The sequence below is a fragment of the Paenibacillus sp. BJ-4 genome, assembly GCF_020404765.1.
Taxonomy (GTDB): domain Bacteria; phylum Bacillota; class Bacilli; order Paenibacillales; family Paenibacillaceae; genus Paenibacillus.
Map to the genome: position 1 here is coordinate 1 of NZ_JAIVEM010000097.1, position 23,458 is coordinate 23,458.

Below are 23,458 nucleotides of genomic sequence, written 5' to 3' on the forward strand. Positions count from 1 at the left end.
GGTGGAAGTGCAGTAATGCATGGAGCTGACCAATACTAATCGGTCGAGGGCTTATCCTAAAGATAAGACGCAATGAAGTTTCGGATCCAGTTTTCAGGGTGTAACCTTGAAACAATGCTTAATATTCCCTGATAGCTCAGTTGGTAGAGCACTCGACTGTTAATCGAGTTGTCACAGGTTCGAGTCCTGTTCGGGGAGCCATATGGAGAGGTGTCCGAGTTGGCCGAAGGAGCACGATTGGAAATCGTGTAGGCGCCAAAAGCGTCTCGAGGGTTCGAATCCCTCTCTCTCCGCCAGAATTATTTTATTGTATGGCCCGTTGGTCAAGGGGTTAAGACACCTCCCTTTCACGGAGGTAACAGGGGTTCGAATCCCCTACGGGTCATAAAAAAAATCCATAAAGAGCTTGAAATAAAAAGTTCATTATGGTATTATATAAGAAGTGTTCCAATTGTGGAGGCTTAGCTCAGCTGGGAGAGCATCTGCCTTACAAGCAGAGGGTCGGGGGTTCGATCCCCTCAGCCTCCACCATTTGAAAAATTAATACTTATTACTGTCGCGGGGTGGAGCAGTTCGGTAGCTCGTCGGGCTCATAACCCGAAGGTCGCAGGTTCAAATCCTGCCCCCGCAACCAATTAAATTTTATTATGGAACTGTGGTGTAGAGGCCTAACATGCCTGCCTGTCACGCAGGAGATCGCGGGTTCGAATCCCGTCAGTTCCGCCATTAGTAATACATTGTTTAAAGAAGAGCCTTATTATAAGGCTCGGTAGCTCAGTCGGTAGAGCAGAGGACTGAAAATCCTCGTGTCGGCGGTTCGATTCCGTCCCGAGCCACTTTTAAATGAATATTTTTTGTGCCGGTGTAGCTCAACTGGTAGAGCAACTGACTTGTAATCAGTAGGTTGGGGGTTCAAGTCCTCTCGCCGGCACCATTGTGGAGGATTAGCGAAGTGGCCAAACGCATCAGACTGTAAATCTGCTCCCTTACGGGTTCGGTGGTTCGAATCCATCATCCTCCACCAGTTTTATAGGGGCATAGTTTAAAGGTAGAACAACGGTCTCCAAAACCGTTGGTGTGGGTTCAATTCCTGCTGCCCCTGCCAAATATTCATTACCTGTGGCGGTCGTGGCGAAGTGGTTAACGCACCGGACTGTGACTCCGGCATTCGTGGGTTCAAGCCCCATCGGCCGCCCTTTAGTATTGGGGATTAGCCAAGCGGTAAGGCAACGGACTTTGACTCCGTCATGCATAGGTTCAAATCCTATATCCCCAGCCATCTTTATGCGGACGTGGCTCAGCGGTAGAGCATCGCCTTGCCAAGGCGAGGGTCGCGGGTTCGATTCCCGTCGTCCGCTTTGTTATACTCTGGCGCCATAGCCAAGTGGTAAGGCAAAGCTCTGCAAAAGCTTTATTCCCCAGTTCAAATCTGGGTGGCGCCTCCATAATTTGAATATGCCGGCGTGGCGGAATGGCAGACGCGCTCGACTCAAAATCGAGTGGGAAACCGTGGAGGTTCGAGTCCTCTCGCCGGTATACATAAAGGATGATAAAAGTGCTTAGGAGCATTTTTATCATCCTTTTTATTATTCGTATTTATGATTCCCACATTAAGAGTAACGTGGATAATAAATTTGACGGGTCCCTATTAGTATAGTAGGATGTTGGTACTGGAAAAACATTTTTGGTTTTGTTGAGTGTAAAGGAATGAGGGATGAGTATGAAGGAAAGGATTTTGGAAGCTTTTGTAGAGGAAGCGCATGAAAATGGTTTGAAGTTTACCATGGATGATCTTGCGAAAAGACTTGCTATTAGTAAGCGTACCTTATATGAACATTTTTCGTCCAAAACACTCATTTTAGAAACGCTCATAGAGCGTACGAATGATGATATGATTCGAAAAACCGAGCAAATTGTCGGTAACGATCAATTAACTTTGTTAGAGAAGATTAAGCAGTCGATTAGGGTTATACCACAATATTATGAGTTTTATGATCTACGAATACTGGATCAAATGAAGAAATATTATCCTGAGCATTGGAAAAAAGTGCATACCGATTTGAATGATTGGCCCCAGATCAGAACATTAATTCAGCAGGGCATCCGGGATGGGATAATTGTAAACAAAAATGAGGCTCTCATCATGAGACTTATCATTGATTCTATAAATTTAACGCTCGATCAGCGTTTTTTTCTGGATAACAGCGTCACAGTAGAGGATGCTATTTATTCTATTGTAGATATTTTGTTATTTGGACTGGTCGAAAAATAGAAAATGGCCTCAACGATATGTTACATATTTGAAGAGGCTATTTTTTTATATGAAAACTAATAAAACAATTTAAGTTTTATTGTTTTCGAAATTACGGCAAGCAAGTTTAAGAGGCATAAATAAAAGAGATACGGAAAAGGAATGGTGGGAAATATGTCTATACTGACGCGGAACCGGGGAGCTATGCTTTTGTTGATGCTTAATATTTTTTTGGCATTTATGGGGATCGGCTTGGTTGTACCTGTTTTACCTAAGTTCATAAGTGAGCTAGGGATGAATGGCTCATCGATGGGGCTGATGGTTGCAGCTTTTGCGCTGACACAGCTTTTATTATCACCCTTATCGGGAAAGTGGTCTGATCGTTATGGACGTAAAAAATTGATTGTTTCTGGTATGATCGTTTTTATGTTATCTGAGCTTGTCTTTGGACTTGCTAGTTCTGTTCAAATTTTGTTTGTTGCACGAATCATGGGCGGGGTAGGAGCAGCGCTTCTTACTCCTTCTATTATGGCCTATGTCGCTGATGTGACCTCATTCGAGGAAAGAGGCAAGGGAATGGGGATGATCAATGCAGCGATCAACACAGGCTTTATTATTGGACCAGGGATTGGCGGTTTGCTTGCCACATATGGAATACGTATTCCCTTTCTTGCAGCCGCAGGAGCCGCAGGGATAGCCGCTATCTTGTCATGGCTAGTGTTGCCAGAATCCTTAAGCAAAGAAAAACAGCAATACAATAGAGAGCTTCCCCGTCAAAGTGAAAACCTTTTTCAGCAATTTGCCAAGTCATATCGTTCTCCTTATTTCATGGGTTTACTCATTGTATTTGTCGTTGCATTTGGGCTGGCAAACTTTGAAACGGTATTTGGACTGTTTGTTGACCATAAATATGGTTTTACACCGATGGATATTGCAATCATTATAACGACAGGCTCCATTTTGGGTGCGGTTGTTCAAGCAACTATATTTGGCTGGATCATTAATCGTTTTGGCGAGAAAAAAGTAATTCACAGCTGTTTGGCTGCTGCGGGATTGTTCATTTTTCTAACCCTGTTTGCTGAAAAGTACGCGATGATTATGTTGACGACCTTCATTATTTTTCTGGCTATGGATATCCTTCGTCCGGCAGTAAGCACTTCTTTATCGCGACAGGCCGGGGATGAGCAAGGGTTTGTGGCAGGAATGAACTCTTCCTATACAAGTTTGGGGAATGTGATTGGACCGCTGATTGCAGGGCTACTGTTTGATGTTCATATAAATATGCCTTATATGGTTGCAGCGGTAGCATTATTGGTGTGTCTCGTTCTTTCACTCCGCTTTAAGCAAGCGGGAGAGCCACGCTCAACAGCTCGTGCAGCAGAACAACGTAGAAGCTGATAGTCGCAGGTCTGTATATATCCCAGACTTAGGTCTAGGTTCGAAAACCGTCTGGAGTCCGTTTTGCCGAACACTTGATCAGCGTACAATAAGGACATAAGCAAGACACAGTGAAAGGCGGTGAGAGATGATGAGAGTTAACAAAGGGAATAGCTTGGCAATTGTATTGATCGTGTTAGGTTCGATTATGCTGCTCGGTAAGTTTACTCCGTTTTTCGGTCACTTCGTAGGACATCTGATTGGTTACTTGATTCCGATGGCCATGATCATGCTGGGCTACTACGGTGTGAAAAGAGGAAATGCGCTCTTCGGCTGGATCGTACTTGTGCTCGGCGTACTGATTTTACTTGGTAAACTGTCCTGGCTTATTGGGCCACTGCTAGCAATCGGGTTAATCATATTTGGGGTTTCCATGCTGAGTGACCGCAGAAGACGCTACTGATCTAGAGCTCGATGAATGAAGAAAATTGTAGGAAAACAACGAGTATTAAAATGTTGAAAATACGAAATGTGAAAGGAGCAGACGCCAATGAGTGTGTTTCGAAGAATGCGTGATATTACGGTAGCAACCTTTAATGAGCATTTGGAACAAAGTCAAGATCCGGTGCAACTGATTGACCAGTTTTTATATAATACCCGTCAGGAAATCGCCGAAGCGGAAAAACTCCATCAGCAGTACGCAGTGCATACAAGACAGATGAAGCAGCAGTTGGATCATGCATTGTCCATGCAGACCAAACGGGAGGAACAGGCGCTACTGGCTTTGAAAGCAGATGAAGAACACGTGGCAAAGCTGGCCCTTCAGGAAAAAATGCTGTATGCAGAAAAAGAAGAGCAGTATAGAGAACTGTGGGAGCAGAGCCGTGAATCACTACGTGAATTGGAGCAGCAGTTGGATACATTAAAGACAGAATATCAAACGGTACACAGTAAGCGTCAGTATTATGCCGCACGTGTACAAACATTGAGACTCCAGCAGCAGATGAACGAACGGGCAGGTACATACGGTGGACGAAATGTTCCCCGAATGTTCAACCGCTTGGAAGACCGGGTAGCCGATATGGAAGCAGAAACGATGAGTCTGCGTGATTTACGTCGGGGCGAGGACCATATACGGGATGATCAAAGCGGTGGATCGCTGCTCGAACAAGAGTGGGCGAGATTGAAAAGTAAGCTGAACAACAGCGGGAAGGAGTAAGTTGATTATGACCCGAATTTACAGATCAAGCCGGGATAGAGTATTAACGGGAGTATGTGGCGGTCTTTCTGACGCAACAGGAATGGACTCAACTTGGATACGTATTCTGGTTGTGATCAGTTTCTTTATTACAGCAGGTACCACATTTATGATTTATGTGATTGCTGCGCTGGTGATCTCCAAGGAGCCAAGATCTCCTTTTGATGGAGGATTTGGCCCGGATAGCGGTCCATATGCCCAACAGGACCCACGCTATTATGGCGGTAATAGTACAAGATCGCAGTATGGACAGGGAACTGGTTACAATCAGGGCGGAGCATACGGCAACTCGAATGCGTTTGGTCATGATGCGCGCCATTCATCCAAATATAACACAGGCCGCAACGATGATCTTGATTCCATGATGGAAGATATAGAGAGAAAAGCAATGAAAAAGGAACTGGAAGAGTTACGTAAAAAAGTAGAGCAATTCGAGAAGGGAGAACGTAAATAATGGGAATCTTTAAAAGAATGAAGGATATGACAAGAGCATCGGTGAATGAAGTGTTGGATAAAGTGGAAGATCCGATTATTATGCTAAATCAGTATTTGCGCGATATGGAGGCAGAAATTCACGAGGCTGAGGTAACAGTTGCCAAACAAATGGCAAATGAACGTCGTATGAAACAGCGTTTGGAGGAAGCCGTGCGTGTATCCAATGAGCGTGAAAAGCAAGCCGAATCTGCATTGCGGAATGGTCAGGAAGAAGTAGCACGCAAGCTGCTGGGCGAGAAGATTTATTTTGTGCAAAAGCAGGATGAATACCGTGACTTGCACACACAAGCTGAGCTTCAAGCCAAAGAATTGGTACAGCAGCTCCATGACATGAAGGATGAATTCTACAAAATGCGCAATAAGCGTAATGAGCTGGTATCCCGCGCTCAAATGGCGAAAGCCAAAAAGCAAATGTCGCAAATCAATAGCTTGCATACGATTGAAAGCGGGTCTGCATCGCTGGGCTTCCACCGCATGGAAGAAAAAATTATGCAAATGGAGGCAGAAGCAGACGTACTGCGTGTTCCTTACCGTCAAGCACCGGGGGAAGCATATGTCAACCCGGCAGAGGCTGAAAAACAGTTCAAAGTGGATGAGCAGCTTCAACAGTTGAAGTCCAAAATTCAAACAGGTGCTAAACCAGTAGATATTAAGAAGGACTGACTACTCGGAAACAAGACATTATGATATGCTGTATAGATGGGCACCAGTCAATGACGGTGCTCAATCTGTACGGTTCGAGAAGCCATATGGCGGTATATCGCGCCACTATGGCTTTTCCTTCCTGTATAAACAAAAAGGGGGTGCAGCATGGAGAGAAGAAAATCAGCTTTGGCACTGGCAGGGATCGGCGTCGGAGTTATTATATTATTCGGTCAGTGGATTGGCTTCCTCTCCGTGATTGCACTGATCCTAATGTTGGCTGGAATATATAAGATTCGCAATTCCAAAATCAAAAAGGGCTATACGATGCTTGCAACCGGTGCCGGGCTGTTGGTGTTGGATCATTTGTTCTTGTTTGTGGTGATCACGTTGGCCTCGTTGGCTGTGTTCTATTCACGTTCCAGAAGGCTGCATAAAGGCCAAAGCTCCATATTCAAACACAATTTTATATCCAATCATAAATGGGACGAAGTGCCGTGGAGCTTGCGCAGCACAAGTATTTGGCATGTGGTTGGGGATGTGGATGCTGATTTGACGTTGGCTCTTCCAGAAGAACATGAGCCCGTTATATTTTTGCAGGGAATCTTCGGTGATATTGACATCACGTTGCCGGATAATTACGGTGTAGAGGTGGAGATGTTCGTGTTGTTCGGGCAGATTCAGTTTGACCGTGATCATGAGGCGGGTATGCTCAATCGTTTGGTTTGGAAGTCACCCAATTATGCACAGAGTGAATATAAAGTGAAGTTTGTCGTTTCATATTTGGCGGGCGATGTGCGCGTCCGATTTTATTGATCAGGAGGATCCGGGATGAGTCATAAAAAAACGTCCAACATGGTAACCCGCAGTATGGGTGAAGGTATCCTCCTGTGTGTTGTTGTAGGCGTAGTTGTCTTTTATATGCTGTATACATATGGATATGTGAAGTCCTTCCCGACCTGGGGAATGATATTGAAATTTGCAGGAGCCGTAATACTGGTGCTGATCGGGACGGGGGCCATGTACGGATTCTATGAGAGCTACCGCTTCAAAAGCAGGCTGGAAATGCTGAGAGAGACGTTGCTAATGTGGGAAAAGGGAACCCCCGCACGTGAGTTGCCGCCATTGGGCCACGATGAGCTAGGCAGGCTGGGTGAGCAGCTGGAGCGAATCGGGCGCAAATGGCAGGAGCAGGTTACGTCATTGCAGCGGTTGTCCACGAATAATGCCCAACTGGCAGAGCAGGCTCGGGTGACTGCGATTGTTGAGGAACGACAACGGTTGGCCAGAGAGCTGCATGACGCTGTATCCCAGCAACTGTTCGCTATCTCCATGACGGCGACGGCTGTAGGCAGAACGCTGGATAAGGATTTTGATAAAGCGCAGCGTCAAGTCGCGCTGATTGAAGAAATGTCTTCCGTGGCGCAATCCGAAATGCGGGCGCTACTGCTTCATCTGCGGCCTGTCTATCTGGAAGGGAAACGACTGGAGCAAGGCTTGCGTGATTTGATACAGGAACTGCAGGCTAAGGTGCCGATGGAGATTGATTTTGAGATGGAGAGCGGAGTACAGTTGGTTAAAGGCATTGAGAATCACCTGTTTCGTATTGTCCAGGAAGCCATGTCTAATACGTTGCGTCATGCCAAAGCAAGCCGCATGGAGATTCGTATCGTGCAACGGCCGGATTCCATCCGTTTGACGATTCGGGATAACGGTGTTGGATTTGAACTGGATGAGAAAAAGCAGACTTCATATGGATTATCCACGATGCAGGAACGGGTCAGCGAGATTGGAGGAGCTATTCAGTATATAACGGCTCCGGGAAAAGGGACACGGATTGAGGTGTCGGTGCCAGTCATTAATGATGAAAGCGGAAGGAACGATGATCATGGAAACGGAATTACCGATTAGCGTACTGCTGGTAGACGACCATGAAATGGTGAGGATTGGTCTTGCGGCGGTGCTGGGTACGGAAGAAGGCATAGAAGTGGTTGGCGAGGCTGGGAGCGGGGAAGAAGGCATACGGTTGGCTTCGGAATACAAGCCGAATGTGATTTTAATGGATTTGGTGATGGATGGCATGGATGGCATCGAAACGACACGCCAGGTGACGCGTTTGCTTCCAGAGACGAAGGTTATTGTGCTGACGAGTTATCTGGACGATGAAAAAATGTATCCCGTTATTGAAGCGGGGGCATTCAGCTATCTGCTCAAAACGTCTCGTGCATCCGAGATAGCGGATGCAATCCGTGCAGCTGCACGCGGGCAGTCTGTGTTGGAGTCGCAGGTGGCCTCCAAGATGATGAATCGATTCCGCCAGCCACAGGCTGAGGCACCCGCGCATGCGGAACTGACAGATCGTGAAATGGAGGTACTCCGCTTGTTGGCACAAGGGAAATCCAATCAGGATATCGCAGATGAGCTGATCATCGGGATTAAAACGGTGAAATTCCATGTCACGAACCTTCTTGCCAAATTAGGCGTGGAGGACCGCACACAGGCGGCAATCTATGCCTACAAAAACGGATTAGCAGAGTAGAATGTAGAATAAACGAAGACAAAGAACCGGAGGGCAAGATGAGTCCTCCGGTTTTTATTTGTTCTATGCACTAATGCTTAGATAAGTAGGAATAAAAAGGCGATTAAAGCCAAATCAAGTGCAAGCCCTGCCCCGTAGCCATATCCGCCGTATCTGCCGTACCCGCCGCTATAGCCTGATCCACCATTTCCATATCCACCGTAGCCACTCCCAGGCAGTCCCCCCACGTTATAAGGGTAGGCTGGAGTTAGCGGTTGATCGGGCGGTTTAATTAAGGAATTTAGTTTGGCAGAGGAATTTGCTTTGGTTTTTGAATTTCTTTTTTTCTTCTTAGAGGATGCCCTCTTGGCTTGTTGTTCCCGCTTATTACTATAGCTTCCGGCATAAAGACTGCCGGGTGAGAAGGAAGGATATCCGTTCAACATTAACTTGCCTTTGCTGCACCCGCTTAAGATGCCGACGTGTCGTGTTCCATCATTCATAACCGCACACACCAGCCGTCCGCTATGAGGTGCCACGCTGGCTTCATTTACAGGATAGATGGGATACATGATTTCACCTCTTTTGGGATAAGATGCGTTGTGATCATAGTTTATTCTCACGGGGCCTACGATGTATGGTCGAACACCCATTAGGCAGATGAATATTTTAAAAAGGTATTGATGTATTTTGGTGCGTATAGAACCTCCGGTAATGGGAATGATATTGATAGATTAATAGATTTCAAGCCAGCCGAAAAAGGACATACCCAGAGCGTATTTGGGAACGGATGGTTATGAACCGGGAGGAACGACAATGCTAAAAGCAGAGATGATTAAAAAAGGAATGATTGCTATCGTAGTCTTGGGAGCGGTGTTGGTACTGGCTGGCTGGCGTTATGGAGCGCTTCAGACGACCCGATATGATTCCCGTGAGGCAGAAGAAGCATTGCGATCATTATTAATCGTCTCAGATCAGGCCCCCGGTAAGCTGGATAAGCTGGTTGTGAAATGGCAAGGGGATTGGACTGCTAACGGTGAAAATCCAGAGGTTATAGCGGCACAGATAGCCGATCAATTGAATATGCCTGCCGTAAACAGGCTTGTAGAAAATGGGCACACGGTATATCGTTCTGTTCGTGACAGTGAGAACCTTGATATGCGTTTAAACATGATGGAACGGCAGCCTGAGCAATGGTATGTGGTCGTTCAACTGGATAGCAGCGATGCAGGACGTGAGCAGCTGATCCGTCTTCATAAGCTCTGCGCTGGGCTACTAAAGTCTGTGGGAGTACAAGCGCAGTGGAACACAGCCGTTCAGCATTCACTGCATTCAGAGAAATCCGTAAATCAGCTGATGAAGCTAACTGAGGAGGGCTTAGCAACCAACCTGCCCATGCAGGCCAAAGAAAGATACACAGATGCAACTACTGTGGCTGTATCCTATGAAGCTCCGGAGCTGCCGTTAAGCATTCAAAGTGGTGAACATCAGGTCCATATGCAGATGGCGGTGCATGAAGATGGGGAAAAGCAGGATACACGTCTTACACTTGGGTTTCCGCTCATTACGATAGAATACTGACTTATAAGGTAAATTTATGATTGATCGGATAGCTTATCCATGCCGGATATGTTAAAATGTCATCAAATCTTTAGTTCCATGTATTTCGAAAATCAAGTATGCTTGTTTAAATATACACAATACTACATGCGGATTTCGAGGATTGTGGATTGCGGAATCTTGACATGGGAAGAATGAGGTACTTCATGGCTGACATACCTGTTAAAGAATCTGTTGTGACGCAAGGTGCAGTTTTGTTTATTTTTGGTGCTACTGGCGATTTGGCTCGCCGCAAGCTATTTCCTGCGATTTACAGTTTGTACCGTGAAGGGAAGCTCGCTGAAGATTTCGCCGTTATTGGTGTAGCAAGACGCCCTCGCACAGAGGAAGAATTCCGTAATGACTTGTACGCTTCCATACAAGAGTTTAGTCGCTACAAGGCAGAAAATGATCAAGAATGGCAGGCGTTTGCCGAGCATTTTGAATATAAATCGCTGGATATCAACAATGTTGAGGGCTTCCATGAGCTGAGACGGCAGACGGAGTCTATCGAGAACAAGTTTAACATTCCGGGGAATCGGTTGTTTTATTTGGCCTTGGCTCCTGAGCTATTCGGAAGTGTGTCGAAAAGCCTGAAAGAAGGCGGTATGATGGATGGAAAAGGCTGGAATCGTCTGGTTATTGAGAAGCCGTTTGGTTACAACCTCGAATCTGCCCAAGAGTTGAACGTTGAAATACGTGAAGTATTTGCCGAAGAAGAGATTTATCGGATTGACCACTATCTTGGTAAGGAAATGGTACAAAATATTGAGGTTATCCGCTTCGCAAACGCCTTCTTTGAACCATTGTGGAATAATAAGCATATTGCCAATGTGCAAATTACACTTAGTGAAACAGTAGGCGTGGAGGAACGCGGAGGGTATTACGATCATTCTGGTGCCTTGCGCGATATGGGACAGAACCATATGCTGCAAATGCTGACGATGATAGCGATGGAACCGCCTAGTCGTTTGTTGCCTGAGGATATCCGTGATGAAAAGGTAAAAGTGCTGCGTTCGCTGCGTCCTTTTGAATCGACTGAGGATGTGCAAACCAATGTGGTACGTGGTCAATACACTGAAGGAAGCTATCGCGGCCAACAGCTGCCCGGATATCGTCAAGAGGATAAGGTTGATCCACAGTCGAACACAGAGACTTATTTTGCTTCACGCGTGTTTGTAGATAATTTCCGTTGGGCGGGCGTACCGTTCTACATTCGCACGGGCAAACGTCTCCCGGTCAAAACAACGGAGATCGTTGTGGAATTTAAGAGTATGCCGACAAATGTGTATCTCGGTCAAAAGCATACGCTTGAGCCGAACTTGCTCGTCATTCGGGTCAATCCAATGGAGGGCATTTACATTAAAATCAATGCCAAGAAGCCTGGCTCCGAATCAGATATTGAGCCGCTGGCTATGGACTTTTGCCAAAGCTGCATGGTGGGCATCAACTCACCGGAGGCTTACGAACGGTTGCTGATGGATGCGATTGAGGGTGACTCGACGTACTTCACACGTTGGGATGAGGTTGCCACGGCTTGGGGATTCGTCGACCGAATCGCCAAGGCATGGCAGCAAACCCCGGATACGCTGGAAACCTATGCTGCCGGCTCATGGGGACCGGAAGGTGCTCACAAGCTATTGGAGCAGGATGGCTTCAAGTGGTGGCCGGTTAGCGGTCAGGATGAAGATAATGTCATCTGGCGGGTAGGCGGCGCTCAGTAATCCCGATTTGTCCAGCATCCCCCTATGTCCTGTTCAGGATGTAAGGGGATGCTTTGCGTTCGGAGTATGCTATAATAGCTTAGTCTCAGGTTTTCAGTTTGCAACTGATTATAAGTTAAAGGCAGGCTAAAACATGTAAATAAGATCGTATTTATAATGAATATGGTGACGGAGTACGCCGAGTACTGGAGCTAACGGCAATGAGTTGTTAGCACCGATGAACTTATGAAAATAGGCGTGCATCATGGCCTTTTTATGAATAGCTTGAGCAAGGAATGCAATGGATTTGATCATGAAGGGATATGTGAAATGAGTAAAACGACAGATATACTTCAACAGGAAGTTGACAAACGGCGCACGTTTGCAATTATTTCTCACCCGGATGCAGGGAAAACGACATTAACGGAAAAGCTGCTGCTGTTCGGGGGCGCCATTCGTCTTGCGGGTACAGTTAAAGCGCGTAAAGCAAGCAAGCATGCGACGAGTGACTGGATGGAAATTGAAAAGCAGCGGGGGATTTCGGTTACATCCTCCGTTATGCAATTTGATTATATGGGACATCGTATTAATATTCTGGATACCCCGGGTCACCAGGATTTCAGTGAAGACACGTATCGCACGTTGACAGCCGCAGATAGTGCGGTCATGCTGATTGACGTGGCGAAAGGTGTGGAAGCGCAAACGATCAAGCTGTTTCAAGTTTGTGCGAAGCGTGGAATACCGATTTTCACATTTATTAACAAGCTGGACCGTGAGGGACGCAGCCCCTTTGATCTGATGGAAGAACTGGAGCAGGTGCTTGGTATCCGTTCGGTTCCTATGAACTGGCCGATTGGTACAGGACGGGATCTGTGCGGTGTCTATGACCGTGTCAAGAATCAGGTCGAACTGTTTCAGGGAGATGATCATTCCACGATTAAAGTACAAAAAGTGGAGGATTACAATGATTCGATCATTCGCGAGATGGCGGGTGAATATCTGCATGACCAATTGTGTCAGGATCTGGAGCTGCTTGATGTAGCGGGTGATCCATTTGACATGGAGAAAGTACAGCGCGGAGAATTAACACCTGTATTCTTCGGTAGTGCGATCAATAATTTTGGTGTGCAAACGTTCCTGGAAAACTTCCTCCAGCTTGCTCCCAAACCGGAGCCTCGTCGCAGCACAGCGGGGGAAATCGAGCCAACAAACGAGAAATTTACCGGCTATGTATTTAAAATTCAAGCTAACATGAACCCGGCTCACCGTGACCGTATCGCATTTTTGCGCATCGTGTCCGGTAAGTTCCAACGTGGGATGAGTGTAAAGCATGTACGTATGGGCAAAGAGATTAAGCTGTCCCAGCCGCAGCAGTTTCTGGCACAGGATCGTGATATTGTCGAGGAGGCTTTCCCAGGCGATATTATTGGATTGTTTGATCCGGGTATTTTCCGTATTGGTGATTCACTCAGTCAAGGCAGCGAGGTCGTATTTGATGAATTGCCGACCTTCTCGCCTGAAATCTTCGCCAAGGTTACCGTGAAAAATGCCTTAAAGCACAAGCAGTATCAGAAGGGGATTGATCAGCTTACCGAGGAAGGCACGATCCAGGTGTTCCGCACGGTAAGCTTCGACGATACGCTATTGGGTGTTGTAGGCCAACTGCAATTTGAAGTATTTGAATACCGCATGAAGGGCGAATACGGAGTAGACGTACAGCTCCAGCGTATGCCGTTCCAATTTGCACGCTGGATCGTGGATGAACAGATTGATCCGAGCAAGTTTCGTATTAACTCTACGCTGGTAAAAGATAAAAAAGGGAATTATGTCGCCTTGTTCGAAAACGAGTATGCCATGCGTACGGCTATAGAGAAGAATCCGACAGCCAAGTTTTTGGAGATGGCTCCATAAAGGCTTAATCGGCATTTCAAACTGAGCTTAGCTTGATCTATACAACGAATAGTCCACTCGAGGTTACGGCGAGTGGACTATTCTCATTTTCAAATACGAGCAGAATAATAAGCACGGCTGATTATAAACAGGAACTTGAATTGACAGGCAGGAGCTATGTCAGTGGAACGGGTTTGATTTTATCAATTTGTTCATGTGCCAAATGGACGAATTCCTGCTGTTGGCTTGGGCTCATATGCTTCCAGGCAACCTCAAGAATGACACCCAATCCGGGCAAAGCGGCCTCTGGTCCATCCACTGACCCCATAATCATATCTGTAAGATCAGCTTCTGATTTGCCGTGAACTTTGTGAACAATCGCTTGTCGTAAATCCAGTGTAATGGGCATGTGTACCTCCCCGTATGTTGTAGTAGTTATCAGGTGTATTATGGCTGGTGCTACTGTTGGGTATACATAAAGAAGCATTTGGCATAAGAATGTAAAAATTTATGTTTGTAGCGTGTTATGCTATACTATGACGGACAGAATGGTGATCGGGAGGTAAAGAAGGAATGGCAAAAAAACAGTATGCGGTCATTGGTATGGGACGTTTTGGTTCCAGTATTGCCACCGCACTGAGTGAGATGAGTTTTGATGTGCTGGCTATTGACTCGGACGAGCAGCGTACACAGGAGATGTCAAATATTGTGACGCATGCCGTATCTGCCGATTCGACGGATGAGGAGGCGCTGCGAGCGCTGGGTATTCGTAATTTTGACGTGGTCGTAGTCGCGATTGGCGAAGATATACAAGCCAGTATTCTGACGACATTGATCCTTAAGGATATGGGTGTACCGACTCTAGTGGTCAAAGCACAAAACGAACTGCACGGGAAGGTACTGCACAAAATTGGTGCAGATAAGGTCGTTTACCCTGAAAGGGATATGGGGCTGCGGGTAGCCCATCATTTAACATCTCCCAACATTTTGGATTATATCGAGCTGTCCAAGGACTACAGTATTTTAGAGATGAAAGCAGCTGATTCCATGATTGGAAAAAATCTCAAGGAGCTCGATATACGAGCACGCTTCGGCTGCAATGTAATGGCGATTCGTAGAAATCAGGAAATGAACATCTCGCCTTATGCGGAAGATCGGCTGGAATCGGGGGATGTGCTGATTATTGTGGGTCATAAAGATGATCTGACCAAGCTGGAGCTGGCTTTTGCTGCATAGGAGAGGCTGGTATTTATGTATAAGTGAAGCCTCATTTATTTTTGAAGAAATGGACGGATAACGTATGGAAATTATCTCACCGAACAATGCACGTGTAAAAGAGTGGGCGCAGCTGCTGGAAAAAAAGCATCGCACACGGCAGCATAAATATATTGTCGAGGGTATTCATCTGGTGCAGGAAGCGCTGCGCTCGAACGCGGCTGTTGAAAGCATCGCTTACGATCTGGACAAGGGCATTCCCGCTGAGCTGAATGGCCTGGACCAAGCCGACCAGCCGGTGGAATGGATTCCTGTGTCGGCGGCGGTCATTGCCAAATGCACCGACACGAAGACGCCACAGTCCGTCTTCGCCATCGTGCGTAAGGAGGAGCGCAGCGCATTCGCGGCATTGCTGGAGCAGCCGGATGCGCTGGTGATGGTGCTGGACGGGGTGCAGGACCCCGGCAATGTAGGCACCATCATCCGCAGTGCGGACGCCGCCGGAGCTGCTGGCGTTATACTGGGTCACGGCTGCGCTGACCTGTACAACCCCAAAACGATCCGCTCCACCATGGGATCGTTGTTTCATCTGCCGGTGATAGAGGGCAGCCTGGAGGAGCTTTTACCGCAGGCTCAAAGCAAGGGAGCCCGCTTGATCAGCACCTCGCTGGACGCGAGCCTGTCTTGCTATGCCGTGGATTTGCGTGTATCCACCTGGCTCGTGATTGGCAACGAGGGCCAAGGTATTTCCGATGCCACCGCACGCATGGTCAATGAATCGGTATTCATCCCGATGCAGGGGCAAGCAGAATCGCTAAATGCAGCGATGGCCTCTACGGTGCTGCTATTTGAGGCGATGAGGCAGCGGAGCCATAGCTAAATGCACATAAGATGTGGGTTATATCATCAATTGAGACTAATTATATGATCAAATGAGACTGTTTATATCATCTAAATGAGACAGTCAATATCCTTTATGGCGAAAAAGGACAGCCTATTTTTTATAACAAGAAGTGAGACTAACATTATCTAAAAGGAAAATTACCCTATAGGACAACTTAATATCTAACCTAAACAGTCCCGATGAAAAGCTGTCTATTTCGGGGCCGTTTTTACTTTATGTATAGCAGGTGAAAGAATGAAGACTTTTTCGGTGTTGATTTAGATTGGCTACTACTTGAAGATGCGGTAATTTCCGATAATAGGATATTTTGTGTGCGAATAGTTGATGTTGAATCAATTTTATTCTAAGGCTTTCGAAAGCTAAGTCTCAGCGAACAGGAAATTTAGGAGATCGTAAAATTGAAGTTAAAGTGGTGTAGCGATTAATGAACCTCTTCATGGAACACTAAGTGGACTCAGTCTCGCAAAGACTTCTACAATTATATTTTTAAGTTCGTTTCAGACATGTGGTCATCCGATTGAGATGGACACAGTTGTCGAGAATTCGAAAAATAAATCTAGTAAGACATGAATAATGGAACTAGCTAAAACAGATGTACGTGAAGCGATGAGGAAAGAAATTCAAATGAACCAACTACTATCGAAAATAGCGTGATTTACTGTAACACATCACGACAGGTTAAAATTGGAGTGTTTACCGCTATGGTGCTGTGTGGTGTCATAATTAATGAAAATACTTCGGAATTACCGAACCCTGCACTTTACGGAGCCAATTTACGCCTCAAACGTACTTTCGTCGCTGTTCTCATGGGTGCTACTTTATCTGAGACTTTGGCAGGGTTAGCTGGAGTGATATACAAAGTAGACGTCGGCATTGAATGATGGCGGCATTTTTTTGGTGGTTTATTGCTATCGGCCCGTTTGTTTAACAAAACTAAATTCCTTTTCCGCCCTGCGGGGGAAGTTTAATTTGCTCTATACCGGCAATGAGCGGTCTTGCTCTCTGGATGAGTACTTTTGCTTCGTCTAAAGACAACGATGCTTGATGAGTTGAAGGATCACTCCATATTTCGGTTACCCAAATGCTATTAGGGTCATTATCGGGAATGTTTACCACATATAGATTGCAACCTTCCACTGATTCCATACCACTTGCAGCTTCCAACAGCATTTTAACCAGAGTGTCACGTTGACCTTCGTGAGCGATGAATTTTGTATACAAACCAAATTTGTTCATACCTTATTTCCCCTTTGATTATCATATTATCAATACTGTTTGTTTCATTTACAGTAGACAGACATGTAGTGACCATTAACTCCTTCTTGTCTCAAGACGCTAGCTAGTCCCTCTGCATTAGGTGCTCTCGAAAGATTATATAGTGAGAACGCGGATTGGAGAGTGTTTACTTCAGAAAATGAAAAAGAGAATGAATCACTTTCTTCTAAGATGTTATATCCTAAGTTGAGTGCGGCTCGTATATCGTATGGTAAGAAAGAGAGACCGACTCAAATGGAGCTGGTCTCTGATGATTTGTTCATTTATCTTGCAGCCGATAATAGCGATAAACTTTTAGTATGCTTATACGCTGCGCTTTTTAAAAATCAACATTGACGGGCATTCCTTGAGGAATTTATTTACAGCGGGCTATCACCTGGGGAACATGATATCCCAAGGCTTAAGAAACAGCTTGGACAATTCGAGGTCCCTTTACTGTGTTTAATAACGAGTATATCAGCAATTTTAAAATTCATCGAATGCAAAGCTTGATAAGTATTAGCTGGTTTCAATGTCTGTTCCCTATAAGGGGGAAATGATCACGGTTATTTTCTAATGCCGATCAGCAAGACATCAGCTTCGAAATCTTGCATATCGATGATTGTGATTTGCTCTTGCACAGAGATTGAAGCTGTGCCAAAACGGCGATTCTTCAGGTCAATGACCGTAAAATCGTATTCACTAAGGTCCACGTCTAGCTTCAACACAGTGTTGGTTGGAACATAAATGGCAACCTTTGTGTAATCAGCGGTGACAGCCGCACGGATTTCTTCCGTATTTTTAAGTACAATGTTCCAAGGCTGCATATCCGTAAGGCCGTACATCCCAAAGAGCCATTTGGCCAATCCATAATCCCATGCTCCTTCAAATTTAAGAGCAGACTGCCAATCATATGGACTGTCGAATCCCTCCCCGGTTACACCGAACTTTTTGCCTTTCCGATGCCAGCTCCAAATACCGTGGGCTCCATAGGTTATGCCAGCAGAGGCTCCGGACAGAAGACTTTGCCAGGCTGCCTTACGAACATCGGCGCGGGTGAAACGGCCATAGACTTTCCGACTGTAGCCCATCTGCTCATAACAGGGCTCCGAGTTGAGTACCGGCCGGGTGACAGACTTATTATAGAAATCCAGTGCGAGTGTATAAGCCGAAGGTTGAAATTGTGAATTATGTCCCGACTGATACATGTAAAAATCCAAATGGGGATTATCGATGAATTCTTCTGGCAATACTGCTAATCTTCCTTGAATATGCAGCGTGGTCAGGCACTGCGGGCTGTGCTGCTTTACGGTATGAAGAGCGATCCGGTAATATTGGTTGGCACGCTCGGAAGGGAAGTCGGTGTCACCGCTTATAATATAAATAGGGTAGAATTTGGAGAACCGATCGGCAACATAACGAACATAAGGCTCCACTGCCTCAAGCGGCATCTTTTTTTCCTCACGAAGCTTGGCGGCCCACGTATCCGGGATATAATTACACCACAATAGGACCAGTGCAGGAACAAAGCCTCTGTGTACAGCCATTTCTATCATCGTCTCAGCTCTGGTAAAGTATTCTTCGTTCAGCGTATAGAAATCGTAGCTGCCATCCTCGGCACGTGCGAACGGTTCGTAGCTCAAATCACTGCCGCTTGCATCCCATTGGCGCAGCAAATTGATTTGCAGGACATTGAATCCCTGACTTTTCCGGTAATCCAGATAATAGGCCCATTCCTCCAGCGTGATGTTGGTAAACGCGCTCCAAACCGTATCGGCCAGATAAAAAAAGGGAGTGCCCTCATTAATGAAATAACGTTTGTTCTCAGCGATGCTCAGTTTAATCAAAAATTTCCTCTCCTAACGGTTGTAATGGCAGAAACGGCGACCGTTTGCCGTCCGCCGTTTCTGCATTTTTCTATTATGAGATGACAGGACTTGCTGTGGTTTCACTCGCTTGCTTTTGTTCCAATTGTTCCTGCGCTTCGCGTTCCTTATTCAGAGCCTGTTTGTCCATCGCTCTAAAGAATGGATAGTAGACCAGCATACTGATCGGGATTAGCACCAGTTGTGCGGCCGCCAGTCTCCAGCTGCCCTCGATGAAGCCCAGAGCAAAGATAGGGGTGCCGAAAGCCGGATAAATCCCGATTGGTGTCGGCAACAAGCCGATGTTGGTGGCAATATAGCCGAGTACCGCACAAACGATTGGAGTAACGACAAACGGAATAGCCAGCAACGGGTTCAATACGATTGGAATTCCGAAGACCAGTGGCTCGTGAATCGAGAAAAAGGTACCCGGAAGACCAAGCTTCCCGATCGTGCGAAGCTGTTTGCTCTTGGCCAGGAAAACCAATAGCAGGGCGAAGCCAAGCATCGGTGCATAGTTGCAATAGATGTACCAAAAAGCCAGCCCGATAATATTCGGAAGCGGAGTGCCTGCCTGGAAAGCGTCAAGGTTAGCCAGATCCAGACTCATCCAGATCGGTTTAACGATAGCGAGTGTAACAATTGCCCCGTGAATCCCGAACATCCACAGAGCCTGCATAATGATCAGCGCGATAATCAAAGCACCGAGTGATCCGCCCAATCCTTCCAGTGGTACTTGAAGATAAGTGTAGATAAAATCGTGAACCGTACCGAACGGAGTCTGCATGAACAGACCGGCCATGATTACGAACACAAGTGCTACCAAGACGGCCGGGATCAATCCTGAGAAGGTTTTGACAACGGTAGGCGGGACTCCGTCAGGCATTTTGATCGTCCAATTGCGGTCGACAATCCCAATATACAACCGTGCAGCAATCAAGCCGACGAACATGGCGACGAACAATCCCTGTGCGCCAAGCCATTGAAGCGGCAAGGCCCGGACTTTATCAAAGGTCTGAACCGGTGTGACGATCAGAAAAGAGAGAAGAGCGGTTGCTGCCGGTAGTCATCGTCGATGCCAACCCGATTATGCCCTTCACGGGTGCGATGAGATTCTGGTATGGCTCCCAAGCAAGTGCAGAGAAGAGGGTTGAAAATGCCCCGATAATCAGAAAGGGAAGGGTGGACATCAGCCCGTTGGAAATTGCGCTCATGTAACGGTTTTGCTGAATTTTGCCCGCCACTTTTTGAAGCTTATGAGAGAGTTTTTGTTGGTTGGCCATATTTATTCAACTCCTGCTTTAGACTTTCATCCCTTATATAATAAATTAGAGAACGCTTCCAAACGTTTGCTTACTCCCTGATGGTGCTGACAAATCAATGGCGGACCAAGGACAGTACCCGAACAGCTCAACTTCGTCCGTGATCGCCAATTGGCATTGCTCAATATGCTTATCCTGAAGGCAGGATTTGACGGTATCAGAGCTGTAATAATTAAAAGTGATGAAATCCCGTTTTGCCGCTGCCAAAATGTCATATCGCCGGATCTCCTTTTTCTGACAGGTGGGTGAACACCTGACTCTGAGCTTTACAGCTTAAGCGCGTCTCCCAGCACCTTTTCGCCGTTCATCATACCGTAGTCCATCGTGTTGATAACGCTTACCTTAATGCCTTTAGGTTCATATTTTGCTTTGAAATCATCTTCCAGGTAGCCGACCTGTGGTCCAATCAGCAGCACATCCGTTTTGTCTGCATATTCTTTAAAAGAACCTTCGGAAGTAGCTCTGATTTCAACCTCAAGGTTTTGCGCTTGTGCGGACTTTTGCATTTTCTGTACCAACATACTTGTAGACATTCCTGCAGCACATACCAGTGTAATTTGTTTCATCCGTTGTTCCCTCCGATTGAAGTGTGATTTGTGATTTCTTCATAGCGATTCAATCTGTCGTAAAGCTCAATCATATGTCCAGCCAGATCTTTGGTTGTGATGGCCGACATAAGGTGATCTTGAGCATGCACCATTAGCAGTGTGACTTCGTGAACGGTTCCACCAGCTTCCTGTTGAATCAGCCTCGTTTGTGATTTATGCGCTTTAACCAACTCGGCTTTGCCTTCTTCAAGACGCTCTGCCGCCAGCTGTGTGTGACCTTTTTGAGCAAGAGCGATCGCTTCCATCGCCTTACTCTTGGCAACGCCTGCATTGGTTATAATTCCCATTATGATTTCCTGATACTCATCCATCTCTTTCACCTCATGCTTTTTTCTCTTTAACTTACAGATTCAGTGTAAAGGTTTACTGCCGAGACCTAAACCCAAGCTTTTTCCACCAGTAGCGGAAATTCATTCATCGTTATTACTCAAAGAATAGGGAGGGGAGCTTCCTGTAAAGACAGCATCCGATTCACGTAGAAATATAAGGGAAATATACAGCGTAAAGCTTATACTTTTTCTATTTCAAAAAGCTCCGAAGCAGCACCTGTTCTTTGAATATCAGCCAGATGCACTGCGGAGCTTGGTATCAATACAGCTTATATTTAACGATAATCCTGGAAAATTCCGCGTATGTTTCGCATTTTACCATCTGCTGGATTATATCCGAATTGTCGACCAGTTCCATGAGATGTTTATACATTTTGGCAGGTGGCTCTTTGCCGTTTCTTTCAATGCTGAGGAGACAGATGAATTGCACTGGTTTGTCGCCCCAATCGATAGGTTGTTGAAGGGTGCAGACCGCCCATACGGTTTGATTGCTTTGCGGAATGATAGGGTGAGGAATGGCTACCAAATTTCCGTAAGCCGTGGGTGCAGCTTGTTCTCGTTCCAGAACCAGCCCAATAAAGCCTTCGGCAGAGCGGATCAGCCCTTCAGCATATATTTTTTGGCCCAGAAAAGAGATGACCTCTTCCTTGGTGGTAAAATTTTGTCTCAGAAATACGAGATCTTCCCGGATGTAGTGAAAAGCAAACTCGGCTTCGCCGGCCAGCAAACCTTCAATTTTGCTCATATCGCTACCGCCAAGAAGCGTCTGCACCACCACGACTGGAACGGATAATGGCAGCTGAATGGGAATGGTGCTCACGACGAAATCAATGTCATGCAGGGGAACCTGCTGAAGTTTGTAATATTCCGTTGTACCCGCCACTTCAAGCAGGCTGCCAAAAGTGCTTTGCAGTTTGTACTTGAGCAGCCGGGCGCTTCCGACTCCTGAAGTGCAGACGACCAGACAGCGTTTTGGCCGGGTGTTCATACGCTGTCTTTCGATGGCTGCTCCGATGTGAATGGCCAGATAGCCCATCTCCGCTTCCGGGATTGCAATATTCAGTTTGCTCTCGATCAGCTTGGCACCAATGACACCCGCTTGAAAAGCCAAAGGATAGTTGCTCTTGACATGATCCAGCATGGGATTTCGGATGTTCATCCCGTACTTTACCCGGTTCAGCGCTGGCTTTAGATGAAGGCAGATGCCTATGAGCAGTTCCAGATCACGGCTGATGTTCAGGTTCAAATCCCTGTCGATCTCGGCGAGCATTCCCTTGCCCAGTTCATAGATGTTCCGGTCCAACAGCTTCTCGGGTCTCATGTCCTCTATTTGCTGTCCTTCAATCCCGACAAACCACTTGTTTCCGGCAAGATGCATGGCAATGTAGGCGATCTCGTCTTCGGGAAAAGACAGCTGCAATTCCTTTTCGATCAGCTCGGCAATCTGCTCGGCAGCCCGAAATTCATCGGTGTCCCCAGATCTCCTATTTCCGTCGAGAGTATAGCTACCCGGTTTCCGTCACGGATACGCTTGCAGGCGATCGCAATATGAATGGATAAATTGCTGAAGGCGATATCGGAGAGCGTCACTTCATATTTCTGAGTCTGTTCCAGAATGATTCCGCAGATTAGTGTCATTTCGCGGGGGCTGACGATACGCAGCGCTGCATGAAGTATTCCATCTTGTTCTTCTGAACGGCTTACAATAAGCTCTGACAAGCAAAACCGCATCCGAACTTCATCACCCTTCAGTTTGACTCCGTAATTCGGTCGTTTGTCAACGGTGATTCCGTAGCTTTGCAGGGTTTGTTTAACCAGTTTGAAATCATTTTGCACCGTAGACTTGCTTATATATAGCTCATCTGCGAGGTCTTCCAGCTTCACATAATGATCAGCGAGCAGGAGACGCTTTATTAAATACGATTGTCGGTAGCCGGGAGAACCTGGATCATCGGGCTCGCTGGACAGGAACAGCTGCTGCAGCAGCGCACGAAAGCTACGATTATCCGTAATTTTCAGTTCATATCCCCTTGAACGAACAGCTTCAATTGCTGCCCCGTGCTTGGACAGAAATTCATCCAGTTCACGGATATCGCTGCGGATGGTACGTGAAGTAACCTGGATCAATTTGGCGAGATAATCACTTTTGACAGGAGCGTCGGCAGCCAGCAGGTGCTGAAGAATTGAAACCATGCGTGCATTCATTCAAGGTACCCCCCTTTCTGTAA

At 46.4% G+C, this 23,458-nt stretch carries 21 protein-coding genes, 15 tRNA genes and 3 pseudogenes; 30 read left to right on the plus strand and 9 right to left on the minus strand.

What is annotated here, in order from left to right:
- Positions 1 to 125 precede the first annotated feature (125 nt).
- From LCF57_RS16490 to LCF57_RS16605, 24 genes are all read left to right on the plus strand, one after another.
- Positions 126 to 201: transfer RNA gene (locus LCF57_RS16490), tRNA-Asn, on the plus strand.
- A 3-nt stretch (positions 202 to 204) separates the two neighbouring features.
- Positions 205 to 296, plus strand: a tRNA-Ser gene (locus LCF57_RS16495).
- A 17-nt stretch (positions 297 to 313) separates the two neighbouring features.
- Positions 314 to 385: transfer RNA gene (locus tag LCF57_RS16500), tRNA-Glu, on the plus strand.
- A gap of 70 nt (positions 386 to 455) precedes the next feature.
- Positions 456 to 531: transfer RNA gene (locus LCF57_RS16505), tRNA-Val, on the plus strand.
- Between the two features lie 26 nt (positions 532 to 557).
- A tRNA-Met gene (locus LCF57_RS16510) sits at positions 558 to 634 on the plus strand.
- A 15-nt stretch (positions 635 to 649) separates the two neighbouring features.
- A tRNA-Asp gene (locus LCF57_RS16515) sits at positions 650 to 726 on the plus strand.
- A gap of 37 nt (positions 727 to 763) precedes the next feature.
- Positions 764 to 836: transfer RNA gene (locus LCF57_RS16520), tRNA-Phe, on the plus strand.
- A 22-nt stretch (positions 837 to 858) separates the two neighbouring features.
- Positions 859 to 934 (plus strand) — tRNA-Thr (locus LCF57_RS16525).
- Positions 935 to 938: 4 nt separating this feature from the next.
- Positions 939 to 1,024, plus strand: a tRNA-Tyr gene (locus LCF57_RS16530).
- 7 nt (positions 1,025 to 1,031) lie between these two features.
- Positions 1,032 to 1,105 (plus strand) — tRNA-Trp (locus LCF57_RS16535).
- 17 nt (positions 1,106 to 1,122) lie between these two features.
- A tRNA-His gene (locus tag LCF57_RS16540) sits at positions 1,123 to 1,195 on the plus strand.
- A 9-nt stretch (positions 1,196 to 1,204) separates the two neighbouring features.
- A tRNA-Gln gene (locus LCF57_RS16545) sits at positions 1,205 to 1,279 on the plus strand.
- 7 nt (positions 1,280 to 1,286) lie between these two features.
- Positions 1,287 to 1,358, plus strand: a tRNA-Gly gene (locus LCF57_RS16550).
- Between the two features lie 12 nt (positions 1,359 to 1,370).
- A tRNA-Cys gene (locus LCF57_RS16555) sits at positions 1,371 to 1,445 on the plus strand.
- Between the two features lie 12 nt (positions 1,446 to 1,457).
- A tRNA-Leu gene (locus LCF57_RS16560) sits at positions 1,458 to 1,536 on the plus strand.
- A gap of 184 nt (positions 1,537 to 1,720) precedes the next feature.
- Positions 1,721 to 2,272, plus strand: a complete 552-nt coding sequence (locus LCF57_RS16565; protein ID WP_226001677.1) for a TetR/AcrR family transcriptional regulator — start codon at positions 1,721 to 1,723, stop codon at positions 2,270 to 2,272.
- A 153-nt stretch (positions 2,273 to 2,425) separates the two neighbouring features.
- On the plus strand, positions 2,426 to 3,649 hold the full coding sequence (locus LCF57_RS16570; RefSeq protein ID WP_226001678.1) for an MFS transporter: 1,224 nt from the start codon (positions 2,426 to 2,428) through the stop codon (positions 3,647 to 3,649).
- A gap of 130 nt (positions 3,650 to 3,779) precedes the next feature.
- Positions 3,780 to 4,091 (plus strand): LiaF transmembrane domain-containing protein, encoded by a 312-nt coding sequence (locus LCF57_RS16575; RefSeq protein ID WP_226001679.1) that lies wholly within the window; start codon positions 3,780 to 3,782, stop codon positions 4,089 to 4,091.
- An 87-nt stretch (positions 4,092 to 4,178) separates the two neighbouring features.
- Complete coding sequence (locus LCF57_RS16580) at positions 4,179 to 4,847, plus strand: PspA/IM30 family protein (RefSeq protein WP_226001680.1); 669 nt, start codon at positions 4,179 to 4,181, stop codon at positions 4,845 to 4,847.
- A 7-nt stretch (positions 4,848 to 4,854) separates the two neighbouring features.
- The gene (locus LCF57_RS16585) at positions 4,855 to 5,340 is read left to right on the plus strand and encodes a PspC domain-containing protein (RefSeq protein ID WP_226001681.1); all 486 of its coding nucleotides are present in this window, start codon (positions 4,855 to 4,857) and stop codon (positions 5,338 to 5,340) included.
- Entirely contained in the window at positions 5,340 to 6,044 is a 705-nt protein-coding gene (locus tag LCF57_RS16590; RefSeq protein ID WP_226001682.1) for a PspA/IM30 family protein, read from the plus strand. The genes LCF57_RS16585 and LCF57_RS16590 overlap by 1 nt, the downstream gene beginning before the upstream one ends.
- A 147-nt stretch (positions 6,045 to 6,191) precedes the next feature.
- Positions 6,192 to 6,839 (plus strand): cell wall-active antibiotics response protein LiaF, encoded by a 648-nt coding sequence (gene liaF / locus LCF57_RS16595; protein ID WP_226001683.1) that lies wholly within the window; start codon positions 6,192 to 6,194, stop codon positions 6,837 to 6,839.
- 15 nt (positions 6,840 to 6,854) lie between these two features.
- Positions 6,855 to 7,934: a sensor histidine kinase gene (locus tag LCF57_RS16600; RefSeq protein WP_025718590.1), complete on the plus strand. Its 1,080-nt coding sequence runs from the start codon at positions 6,855 to 6,857 to the stop codon at positions 7,932 to 7,934.
- A complete protein-coding gene (locus LCF57_RS16605) occupies positions 7,912 to 8,562 on the plus strand; it encodes a response regulator (protein WP_149034273.1) in 651 nt (216 codons plus the stop codon). The genes LCF57_RS16600 and LCF57_RS16605 overlap by 23 nt, the downstream gene beginning before the upstream one ends.
- Positions 8,563 to 8,639: 77 nt before the next feature.
- Here the strand turns inward: LCF57_RS16605 and LCF57_RS16610 are convergent, their stop codons facing one another.
- Positions 8,640 to 9,113: a hypothetical protein gene (locus tag LCF57_RS16610; protein ID WP_226001684.1), complete on the minus strand. Its 474-nt coding sequence runs from the start codon at positions 9,111 to 9,113 to the stop codon at positions 8,640 to 8,642.
- 244 nt (positions 9,114 to 9,357) lie between these two features.
- On the opposite strand from LCF57_RS16610, the gene LCF57_RS16615 reads away from it, so the two are divergent.
- The 3 genes from LCF57_RS16615 to LCF57_RS16625 all read left to right on the plus strand — a co-directional run bounded on the left by LCF57_RS16615 (position 9,358) and on the right by LCF57_RS16625 (position 13,754).
- The gene (locus tag LCF57_RS16615; RefSeq protein ID WP_226001685.1) at positions 9,358 to 10,122 is read left to right on the plus strand and encodes a YwmB family TATA-box binding protein; all 765 of its coding nucleotides are present in this window, start codon (positions 9,358 to 9,360) and stop codon (positions 10,120 to 10,122) included.
- 185 nt (positions 10,123 to 10,307) lie between these two features.
- On the plus strand, positions 10,308 to 11,864 hold the full coding sequence (gene zwf / locus LCF57_RS16620; protein ID WP_226001686.1) for a glucose-6-phosphate dehydrogenase: 1,557 nt from the start codon (positions 10,308 to 10,310) through the stop codon (positions 11,862 to 11,864).
- Positions 11,865 to 12,173: 309 nt separating this feature from the next.
- Complete coding sequence (locus LCF57_RS16625) at positions 12,174 to 13,754, plus strand: peptide chain release factor 3 (protein ID WP_226001877.1); 1,581 nt, start codon at positions 12,174 to 12,176, stop codon at positions 13,752 to 13,754.
- Positions 13,755 to 13,908: 154 nt separating this feature from the next.
- Here LCF57_RS16625 and LCF57_RS16630 read toward each other — a convergent pair whose 3' ends face one another.
- Positions 13,909 to 14,142, minus strand: a complete 234-nt coding sequence (locus tag LCF57_RS16630) for a small acid-soluble spore protein SspI (protein ID WP_025720316.1) — start codon at positions 14,140 to 14,142, stop codon at positions 13,909 to 13,911.
- Between the two features lie 164 nt (positions 14,143 to 14,306).
- On the opposite strand from LCF57_RS16630, the gene LCF57_RS16635 reads away from it, so the two are divergent.
- Both LCF57_RS16635 and LCF57_RS16640 read left to right on the plus strand, forming a co-directional pair.
- Positions 14,307 to 14,969, plus strand: a complete 663-nt coding sequence (locus LCF57_RS16635; RefSeq protein ID WP_226001687.1) for a potassium channel family protein — start codon at positions 14,307 to 14,309, stop codon at positions 14,967 to 14,969.
- 64 nt (positions 14,970 to 15,033) lie between these two features.
- Positions 15,034 to 15,828, plus strand: a complete 795-nt coding sequence (locus tag LCF57_RS16640; RefSeq protein WP_226001688.1) for a TrmH family RNA methyltransferase — start codon at positions 15,034 to 15,036, stop codon at positions 15,826 to 15,828.
- A gap of 957 nt (positions 15,829 to 16,785) precedes the next feature.
- Here LCF57_RS16640 and LCF57_RS16645 read toward each other — a convergent pair.
- Entirely contained in the window at positions 16,786 to 17,088 is a 303-nt protein-coding gene (locus LCF57_RS16645) for a putative quinol monooxygenase (protein ID WP_226001689.1), read from the minus strand.
- Positions 17,089 to 17,250: 162 nt separating this feature from the next.
- On the opposite strand from LCF57_RS16645, the gene LCF57_RS16650 reads away from it, so the two are divergent.
- Positions 17,251 to 17,463, plus strand: coding sequence for a hypothetical protein (locus LCF57_RS16650; protein WP_226001690.1), 213 nt, complete (start codon positions 17,251 to 17,253; stop codon positions 17,461 to 17,463).
- Between the two features lie 209 nt (positions 17,464 to 17,672).
- Here LCF57_RS16650 and LCF57_RS16655 read toward each other — a convergent pair whose 3' ends face one another.
- From LCF57_RS16655 to LCF57_RS27925, 6 genes and pseudogenes are all read right to left on the minus strand, one after another.
- Positions 17,673 to 18,953: a DUF4038 domain-containing protein gene (locus LCF57_RS16655; RefSeq protein ID WP_226001691.1), complete on the minus strand. Its 1,281-nt coding sequence runs from the start codon at positions 18,951 to 18,953 to the stop codon at positions 17,673 to 17,675.
- Between the two features lie 73 nt (positions 18,954 to 19,026).
- A pseudogene (locus tag LCF57_RS16660) lies at positions 19,027 to 20,254 on the minus strand (PTS sugar transporter subunit IIC).
- 62 nt (positions 20,255 to 20,316) lie between these two features.
- Positions 20,317 to 20,428 (minus strand): annotated as a pseudogene (locus tag LCF57_RS28225) (family 1 glycosylhydrolase); the annotation flags it as partial.
- Between the two features lie 131 nt (positions 20,429 to 20,559).
- Positions 20,560 to 20,859 carry a PTS sugar transporter subunit IIB gene (locus LCF57_RS16670; RefSeq protein WP_094153746.1) on the minus strand — a complete coding sequence of 100 codons (300 nt, stop codon included), beginning with the start codon at positions 20,857 to 20,859 and terminating at the stop codon, positions 20,560 to 20,562.
- Entirely contained in the window at positions 20,856 to 21,212 is a 357-nt protein-coding gene (locus tag LCF57_RS16675; RefSeq protein WP_226001692.1) for a PTS lactose/cellobiose transporter subunit IIA, read from the minus strand. Before LCF57_RS16675 ends, LCF57_RS16670 begins: the two co-directional genes overlap by 4 nt.
- 277 nt (positions 21,213 to 21,489) lie before the next feature.
- A pseudogene (locus LCF57_RS27925) lies at positions 21,490 to 23,435 on the minus strand (BglG family transcription antiterminator).
- Positions 23,436 to 23,458: the final 23 nt, after the last annotated feature.

What these genes read in the sequence shown, in the direction of transcription:
- LCF57_RS16675 (WP_226001692.1), bottom strand. Translation starts at nt 21,212, where the DNA reads ATGGATGAGTATCAGGAAATCATAATGGGAATTATAACCAATGCAGGC.
- liaF (WP_226001683.1), top strand. Translation starts at nt 6,192, where the DNA reads ATGGAGAGAAGAAAATCAGCTTTGGCACTGGCAGGGATCGGCGTCGGA.
- LCF57_RS16635 (WP_226001687.1), top strand. Translation starts at nt 14,307, where the DNA reads ATGGCAAAAAAACAGTATGCGGTCATTGGTATGGGACGTTTTGGTTCC.
- LCF57_RS16625 (WP_226001877.1), top strand. Translation starts at nt 12,174, where the DNA reads ATGAGTAAAACGACAGATATACTTCAACAGGAAGTTGACAAACGGCGC.
- LCF57_RS16585 (WP_226001681.1), top strand. Translation starts at nt 4,855, where the DNA reads ATGACCCGAATTTACAGATCAAGCCGGGATAGAGTATTAACGGGAGTA.
- LCF57_RS16615 (WP_226001685.1), top strand. Translation starts at nt 9,358, where the DNA reads ATGCTAAAAGCAGAGATGATTAAAAAAGGAATGATTGCTATCGTAGTC.
- LCF57_RS16565 (WP_226001677.1), top strand. Translation starts at nt 1,721, where the DNA reads ATGAAGGAAAGGATTTTGGAAGCTTTTGTAGAGGAAGCGCATGAAAAT.
- LCF57_RS16630 (WP_025720316.1), bottom strand. Translation starts at nt 14,142, where the DNA reads ATGCCCATTACACTGGATTTACGACAAGCGATTGTTCACAAAGTTCAC.
- LCF57_RS16600 (WP_025718590.1), top strand. Translation starts at nt 6,855, where the DNA reads ATGAGTCATAAAAAAACGTCCAACATGGTAACCCGCAGTATGGGTGAA.
- LCF57_RS16610 (WP_226001684.1), bottom strand. Translation starts at nt 9,113, where the DNA reads ATGTATCCCATCTATCCTGTAAATGAAGCCAGCGTGGCACCTCATAGC.
- LCF57_RS16640 (WP_226001688.1), top strand. Translation starts at nt 15,034, where the DNA reads ATGGAAATTATCTCACCGAACAATGCACGTGTAAAAGAGTGGGCGCAG.
- LCF57_RS16570 (WP_226001678.1), top strand. Translation starts at nt 2,426, where the DNA reads ATGTCTATACTGACGCGGAACCGGGGAGCTATGCTTTTGTTGATGCTT.
- LCF57_RS16590 (WP_226001682.1), top strand. Translation starts at nt 5,340, where the DNA reads ATGGGAATCTTTAAAAGAATGAAGGATATGACAAGAGCATCGGTGAAT.
- zwf (WP_226001686.1), top strand. Translation starts at nt 10,308, where the DNA reads ATGGCTGACATACCTGTTAAAGAATCTGTTGTGACGCAAGGTGCAGTT.
- LCF57_RS16580 (WP_226001680.1), top strand. Translation starts at nt 4,179, where the DNA reads ATGAGTGTGTTTCGAAGAATGCGTGATATTACGGTAGCAACCTTTAAT.
- LCF57_RS16605 (WP_149034273.1), top strand. Translation starts at nt 7,912, where the DNA reads ATGGAAACGGAATTACCGATTAGCGTACTGCTGGTAGACGACCATGAA.
- LCF57_RS16670 (WP_094153746.1), bottom strand. Translation starts at nt 20,859, where the DNA reads ATGAAACAAATTACACTGGTATGTGCTGCAGGAATGTCTACAAGTATG.
- LCF57_RS16645 (WP_226001689.1), bottom strand. Translation starts at nt 17,088, where the DNA reads ATGAACAAATTTGGTTTGTATACAAAATTCATCGCTCACGAAGGTCAA.
- LCF57_RS16575 (WP_226001679.1), top strand. Translation starts at nt 3,780, where the DNA reads ATGAGAGTTAACAAAGGGAATAGCTTGGCAATTGTATTGATCGTGTTA.